5 protein-coding genes are annotated in these 7,803 nt (G+C 50.8%); 2 read left to right on the top strand and 3 right to left on the bottom strand.

Annotation, left to right across the window (positions count from 1 at the left end):
* Both IB254_RS27195 and IB254_RS29595 read right to left on the bottom strand, forming a co-directional pair.
* Positions 1–330: a hypothetical protein gene (locus IB254_RS27195; RefSeq protein ID WP_192420492.1), complete on the bottom strand. Its 330-nt coding sequence runs from the start codon at positions 328–330 to the stop codon at positions 1–3.
* Positions 331–620: 290 nt separating this feature from the next.
* Positions 621–1,532, bottom strand: a complete 912-nt coding sequence (locus tag IB254_RS29595; RefSeq protein WP_225602520.1) for a hypothetical protein — start codon at positions 1,530–1,532, stop codon at positions 621–623.
* Positions 1,533–2,561: 1,029 nt separating this feature from the next.
* On the opposite strand from IB254_RS29595, the gene IB254_RS27205 reads away from it, so the two are divergent.
* Complete coding sequence (locus IB254_RS27205; protein WP_225602521.1) at positions 2,562–4,757, top strand: SEC-C metal-binding domain-containing protein; 2,196 nt, start codon at positions 2,562–2,564, stop codon at positions 4,755–4,757.
* Between the two features lie 235 nt (positions 4,758–4,992).
* Here the strand turns inward: IB254_RS27205 and IB254_RS27210 are convergent, their stop codons facing one another.
* A complete protein-coding gene (locus IB254_RS27210; protein WP_192420494.1) occupies positions 4,993–6,204 on the bottom strand; it encodes a hypothetical protein in 1,212 nt (403 codons plus the stop codon).
* 469 nt (positions 6,205–6,673) lie between these two features.
* On the opposite strand from IB254_RS27210, the gene IB254_RS27215 reads away from it, so the two are divergent.
* Positions 6,674–7,546 carry a hypothetical protein gene (locus IB254_RS27215; protein WP_192420496.1) on the top strand — a complete coding sequence of 291 codons (873 nt, stop codon included), beginning with the start codon at positions 6,674–6,676 and terminating at the stop codon, positions 7,544–7,546.
* Positions 7,547–7,803 lie beyond the last annotated feature (257 nt).

A 7,803-nucleotide genomic window follows, 5' to 3' on the forward strand; every position in this document is an offset into this window, starting at 1 on the left:
TCATTGAATTTCTTTCAAATAATCCTTGAGCGCGATGAGTGGGGTATCAAGTTGCTCCATCGTCCGCGCATTGCTGAAATCAGCGGATAGCCGATGCAACTCTCGCCCCAACGGCGTATCAACACCACCAATAGCGTCCAGCGCCAAACCAATGCAGTGCGCCACCCGAAACTGAATCCCCTTGATATCCCCCCGCCGCACCAACAACCCAAACACCTCCCGCTCATAATCACTCATGATCGGATCATCCCGCAAAATCGGACTCGCCCCCTCCGTCTCATAAGCCAGCTTCAGGCAGAACAGAGCAACAGTTTCCAGCAGCAGTTCCATGGGATGAATCCTTGAGAATTGTCGTACCCGCCGAAACCAGCGAGAAGGTCAAAAGCATCGCCAGCAAGCTGGCTCCTACAGGTCGGCGGGGTGTCAGCCACTTTATCGCAGGCGAAAAAAAAGGCCTTGCTAAGCAAGACCTTTCTTAATTTTGGTGCCCGAGGGAGACTCGCGCAACCTATATAATCCGTGCCCTGCAGAGTGATTATTCATTCAGGGATACAAGTAGGGATACACGCTGCTTCCTACTGGCTTCCCTTGGAAGTCATCAAACTACGGTAAGTCTACTACTAGCGCTTGGGATAAGTAATTGTTCCGAGCAGGCCACAGACCAACCGGTGATCGGACACGTTGAAGATTGCGGGGTCTTTCTCATCCTGTTCGCCGATGAAGAAAACCCATGGCCGTTCTTTGCTATTTTTCTTTTTCGCCTCAATACCCTCTTCACGGAGCACGTCGATTTCATTGCGCACAACTGTGCGTTTTGCCTTCGACCAACCTTCCCGGCAGACCCGGATTCTGTAAGGCCGGACTAGTTTGGGAGGATCTTTGACCCACTCACCTGCGGACAGGTTGATGTAAAGAAAATCCCCCTCTTCTTCGGGTTTGCTCCAGTGAAGCTCTGCGTAGAAAATTTTAGATCGAGTGAAGGTTTCTATCCCCTCGCCACGGAGCTTTTTGAAAGCGTATTGGTACGTCGTGTCATCGATACCAGGCACTTCAAGTGACAAATCCCGATCATAAGGAAAGTCGATAAACGCTCTGCAGATCGGGCGGATGCTGTTGGCTGATCGTCGTCCCTTCGGCCTTTCTTCACCTACATCCCCTGATCGACTTTTGCTGACGCTAGTCGTCTGGGCAGCAGAGGGAGGGAGGTCGATGTCGACGACAGTCCGTTCGTTTCGGAGTTTTAAACGTGCAGGGGACAATGCCGCACTTGTCTCCAGTTCTTTGCGGACGCTTCCTGTCTTCCCTTTGGATACTGTTTTCTTTTCCCCCTCGATATCACACCCTTCAAAGTGGTCTTTTCCGCGAGCACTTCGAAAATGAGGCCGCTGCAGATTAGTTTTTTGATAAGAGGCGGGGAATACATCGAGTTCACAGCCTCTACAGATGTAGCCGTAGGTGTCCACCTCCGGCAAAAGCCAGAGATCCTCAGCTTCAACGATTTCCATGGTTTTTCTGTCGCGCGCCGATTCCATAGCCTCTCCTTAGGTTGAGCTTTAGCGTACCACCGTGCTGGACGAGCAGAAAATGCCGGGGGCCCCTACGGAGAACCGGTAGGTACGGGGTCGGAAACCCGCGGGGCTACGTTAGTGGAAGGATTTCAAAGTTACTGAAATTTCAGGCATTGAAATCGAAAGAATTCTGCTGAAAAAAGGCCATCGTTACCGCATCGGTAACGATGGCCGATTGTGTTGATGATTATGGACACCTCGGGCCGTCAACCGAGTCAACCTGTCAACCAATGTAAAAAAATCAGCCGCTGCCAAGATCGCGCGGGTTTTATGCCCCGTGTCATTCAGAAATGCTCAGGGTCCCCGGCGACCTCCCAACATCTGTGCAACTGCACTGGTGAACGCCGTGTTCACCCGGTTCACCTGTTCACTAAGCTGGGCACCTGTCCGCTAACAAAGTCCGGCGGGTTTCCGACCCCGTACCCATCAAACATCCTTAGGGGCCCAGGCGATGTCGGTGACTCGGTCGATGCATATCCCCTTTTCGTAGTGGGCAGGCGATACCTCCCAAGCGTCCTAGCATTCGGCTCCCCAGCGTTCGAATGCTGCATTAATCAATACCAAGCCTGTATTGCTTTCGCTGGCGGCGCTTTCACTGATGGGGTGTGGGGGCCCGAAAAGACGTGTTACAGGTGTTGCGGGTGTTACTTAATACATTAACTAATTGAATTAATTGTGCTTTTTTGGTGTTACACGCCGTTTGTCTATCATGTGCGTTGGGTGTTACAGGCCAGATAGGTGTTACAGCAGCGTTTACAAATTTGAGTAAACCGTAGGCCACAATTGCCAAGAAGCGGACCAGCCTAAGTCCGCCTCCGACCGACAGCTGCGGATCATAACCGGCAGCGATCAGCCCGACGCGAAAGCTCACGTCCTCATGAAAGTGTTCGATTCATCATGAATCCCTGCGTTCGTCGTATATGCTTTCGCTGCACGCGCTACACCATTGAGCAGCAGCGTATGTTGAGGTGAGATCAGCTCGATCCGCTGGCGATGCACGACATCAAAGTAGCGAAAATCATGAAGAAGGTGGCCAAGCCAATGCGTTCCGAACAAGCGATCTTTGAAGAGTTGGCAGAACTGAGCGTCTCGCCAGGTTACGTGCATGCCGTCGCCTACCTATGCTTCCGGGACAACATGATCCTTTATTCCGGTGAGATGAAGGCTGATGACATGCAGCAGCTCTTCTCAAGGGGGCGGCTAATCCGCACAGAAACATCTACCGTCATCGGCCTTATGCTTAAGCGCGACATCGACTACACCTTGCCCGCGCCGAAGACACTCGAAGGCTACGTCAAGGCGACAGAGGCTTTACTCGAAGAAATTCACCACACCATGTCGGCTGCGATCTGGAAAGATATTGATCCGGCTAAAATCGCCGACAAAGATTTCAACCCGTTCACCAGCGGTGCTGTCCTGCGAGAGCCCATCTTCTACGGGGGTGAATCCGCCTACAGTTTCCAGTACCGAGACTTCTCTCCGGCCAAATATGGACGCGATGACGATTGGCTCACTGCAAACAAGCAGTTCTCCATCCAAGATGCCCGCAACGTCGTCTTTACGATCTCGCGTCTGCAGGACGAAAAGGCGGGCGATACGCTCCATTCGATGCGCACGGCCGCTCCGAAGGATTGGACGTTCCTGCCTTGTTTTACATTTGCGATCCAGGAAGTGGCCGACTGTGCACGTATGGACCCAGCAGTCGTTGAGCGCGTCTTGAAGGCCTTTGCAGCTCCGGCAGGCGCGTGCAACGAGCAGTTCACGGTGCTAAACGACTTCAACATCATCAACGCCAGCCCTCTAATCCCTACGCCGGATGGCCGTTACGCCCTTTTTCACATCTACAGCTTGGTCGAAGCACTCTATGAAGCACCGTTCTATTGGATGGGCGCTGACAAGGCTTATGTCAGCACTGCGATGCAGCACCGCGGCCAATTCACAGAGCAGTTCGCCGTCGAACGACTGACACAGGTTTTTGGTGCGGACAATGTCCTCTCTAACATTGACATATTCGGATCGAAAGGCAACAAACTGGGAGAAATTGATGTCCTGGTCCTGTTCGGCGATCGCGCCCTGCTTCTGCAAGCGAAGTCGAAGCGGTTGACGCTGGAAGCCCGACGCGGCAACGACCTCCAAATAAAGGATGACTTCAAGAAGAGTATTCAAGACTCGAGTGATCAAGCATACCTTTGCGCCCAACTGCTGGAGGAAGGCAAATGCGCGTTCCGGGATGCCGCTGGCAACGCTGTGCCACTGCCGGACAAGCTCAAGCGCATATACGTCCTGTGCCTCATCGCAGATCACTATCCGGCACTCAGCTTCCAGGCTCGGCAATTCCTAAAATGCACTCCGACCGCGACGATCTCTCCGCCATTTATCATGGACGTTTTCGCGCTCGATGCGATGACAGAAATGCTGGGATCGCCGCTTGAGCTACTCAGCTATATTGACCGCAGGACGGGATATACAGAGAAGTTGATGGCGTCGCACGAACTAACGATCCTGTCGTATCACCTCAAGCAGAACCTGTGGCTGAGTAATGAGTACGACATGATCATGCTGGATGACGATATTTCGGCAGACTTGGATTTGGCGATGCTTGTCCGGCGCGAGGGCATTCCAGGCAAAAGTACGCCGGACGGCATACTGACACGGTTTGCCGCGACGGCGCTGGGTCGGATAACAAAGGCCATTGAAGCCTCACCAGAGCCCGCCACTATCGATCTTGGCTTTACATTGCTGACGCTTGATGAGGACACAGTCATTGCAGCTAGCAAGGCTATTGATCAGATAGCCAAACAAGGAGTGGCCGACGGCAAGAGCCACGACTTTACTGCAAGCTTAGGTCAAGGCGATACCGGCCTTACGATCCACTGCAGCAACGATCCGATTGAAATTGCAGGGCCGAGCCTTCAAAGGCACTGTCACGCCCGAAAGTACACCGAGCGAGCGACAACTTGGTTTGGCGTATGCCTTCGTCCGAATGATCAAGCTCTACGCTTCGGGATCAACTTGGATTTCCCATGGCAACAGAGTAGTGAAATGGATGTTCTGACGGAGGGCATGGGTAAGGCGACCAGACTGCACGCTGTTGCCTCAAGGCCGCGCTCGAATGGCCCAAAGGTTGGGCGCAACGACCCTTGCCCTTGCGGCAGTGGGTATAAGTTTAAGAAATGCTGCCTGTCATAATTGCTGGCATCTACATGAAATGCCCCTCGTTACGGGCAGCAATCGGCCCAGAGTGTGTAAAAACGCTTCGCCAAAATTGGAGTGCGCGCGTTTACGTTAAATCTGAAATTTATTGGCACGTCAGCAGATGTGGATTTTTCGTAGAAGCGCGATTTCCAGTCCGGTTTTGAGTACCTGTCGCGCTGAAAAACGTTTTTACACAGCCTCGGCCAAAAGCAGCCGCTCGGTTATTCTTTCAAATTCTTGGCTCGACTCGGCTTCTTGACAGATCTTTGCGGGTTGCGTGGTCGAGTTTTTCTATGAACACTCTTGGTGTCCAGCCTTTCAGTACTCCGTCCAACAGATACGCATCTAGTAAGTCGAGACCGATGTCGGCTGTACCCTCGATCAGCTTGCCGCCCACGGCGCCAGCAATAGCGGCGGCTGGGCCACCAATTAGAGCGCCTATACCCATTCCAACGCCAGCCATCGAAAGGGTTTTGGCCATCTTCCCAGGTCCGGTTTGTAGAAACCCTTGCGGCTTCAGAATGGCCTCGTAGTAGGCCTTGATAACTTCCTGTGAGTCTAGGTCACTATCAATACCGGCCAGCCAGGATCTAAATTTCTTTGCGTAACCTTTGTTTCGCATCAGGAGAAGTTTATCGAAAGGTTGTGTGCAGTTGTGATACATGGACTTCAGATCGGGCACACCTTCGACATCTATGATTTGACAGTAATTGCTTAATGCAATATTCGCCGATCTAAGCCTGCTGTTCGAAGTTAACAAATAGTCGTGAAATTCCGCCTTTGAAACTGAGCTTAATCCGTTCTCTAATAGGTATACATATTCGAGGATGTTTTCGGCGTGTTTGGCTAATCCGTTATAAAGTTTGTTAGGCACATTTCGGTAGGGTACGTTCTTCGAATCAAATCCATAAGCATCTAGTCGCGAACTGTTATAAGCTGAGGTTGTCAGCTCTACAGCGCGATGGGGAAGATGATCTTCCGTAACCTCATACTTGTCTCGCAGCTTTTTAACTAGTGATCTGCGCTTCTGACGTCTCATGGGCGACTTAAGCCATTGCAATCCCAATTCCAAAGACTCCTCAGGGTCAGAATGCGCAGGACTTGACGTATTTCCAGAACCGAGGGGGTCGATGCCGGAGATCGGATCCACCATAAAAGTTATCATCGGTTTCCATAGCACAAATCCTAGTGCATCCTGCTCGATAAGCTCTTCGAAAGCCTTCTCGCCCATGATGCCTATTAAATAGGCTAGGGGTATGTTTTCGCCGTACACCTTAAACATAGTCTTATCAAAAAGCATTAAGTTTTCGAAAGTCGACGCATTAACACTTTTTTGTCTTGGGGTGAAGGCGGCTAAATCTTGTTTGGATACTGGTGTATTTCCAACTAAGTACTTTCGGCAAAACTCGTTGAGATCACAATAAAATGCGTTAATGGACATCCATCGAACTCGCAGCGCGAGCCTCCGACCAGTCGAAAATCGCATCATAGCGATTTTTCAGCGTAGCGTTCTGATCAATGATGCTGAAATGATGCTGAAATGATGCTGAATTAAAGCTCCTCGCGCCAGGTGGGAACATTCCTAAGTACGCTTAGAGGCCCGCGTAGCCTACGGCAGCTGCCGCAGTGCAGAGGTTAGCTGGCTCCTTCGGGTCGATTTTTGCTTGTCGCCACTGTTATCGTTGGGTCGTTTTCTGCCTATCGCGACCGACAGAGAGCGGCCAAACACGGACATTCGGAGGGCCTGTTACGAAACACGGAGCGATTCACTCGGTTGATCCTGTGAGGCCGCGTGATCAACTCAACTCAACGAAGATGATTGTCAGTGGCGAGCGTGCCGAGATAGGCTCCCTCTTCGATGCTCATCGGCGTCGATGGGGTATCAAATCGAAGAAGGGACGCGAGAATTAATGACTTCAATCATATGCTGGAACAACAAAAGCGAGGATTGGTATCCAGGTCTCTGGGCTGTTGCAGACTCTAGGGTTTCAGATGGAACAGGGACAATGACGGATAGCCTGCAAAAATTGTTTGTTTTACCCGTTAATATATATCAGGGCGAAGCCACGGTAACTCGAGAGCATTCTCATAAGATCCTGAGTGTTTGTTACGGGTTTGCGGGTAGCACTCTCATCGGGACTAGCGTAAAAGACATCTTGGCTTTGTGTTTGGACAATCTGACTGAGACGAATTATTACGACGAGAACGGTGATATATCTATGTCAATCGAAGATCGAGTCCCGAGCATTGAGGAGATTGCTAAATTAACGCAAAAAATAGCGCAAAAATATCTGATGGCTGTGGGGGCTTATGACCCCAATAGGGCTCGCTGTGAAATAGTAATTTTCGGCTTCTGCAAAAAACATAACGATACAAAACTCTATGTCCTAAATAACTCTCCAGAACAGCCGGCGAAAATTAGCTTTGAAGAGAGAAATATTTCTGGTGGAGAGTACGTGATTTTGGGAGACCGGAAAGAGGATGTCCGAAAGGAGATTGAACGTAAAAACATAACATGCGCCGAAGAGAAATATTGGAAAGGCAGAACCCCGATCATTGCATTGCAGCAAATAATAAAAAATTCTTCATTAGCAACAATCGGCGGGCACGCTCAGATTTGCATGGCAACCAGGTTCGTTTCTCGCACTATGTACATTTCGGATGTTACTTGCGAAAAATTCTTGCTTCTTGGTTTTGATATGTTTACCGACTTCGGGAAGCTAGGTGGGTTCTCTATCTCTTTCAACCCAACCCTGGGTATTGAAAAGCGTTTGATCGAGTAATAGTTGATTCGCTGTAGACTGGCTACTGATACAGATTACAGCCTCGCGAGACCAGCTTCCGGCGGCGATTTCTGCCCATCTCTCGACCTGCTGCAAAGGGGCGACTGAAGCCTTCCATGAGAGGCAGCAATCGGCCGATTCTGTTGAAAAAGTAGCTCCCCTATCTGGCCTGCGGCAAAATATCTGCATTGGCCAGCAGGGAAGCACGCAGCATGATGGGACAGTTATCGAGTGGGCAGGAGCGACTGTTTTACTCG

It is taken from the genome of Pseudomonas sp. PDM03, from assembly GCF_014852385.1.
Taxonomy (GTDB): domain Bacteria; phylum Pseudomonadota; class Gammaproteobacteria; order Pseudomonadales; family Pseudomonadaceae; genus Aquipseudomonas; species Aquipseudomonas migulae.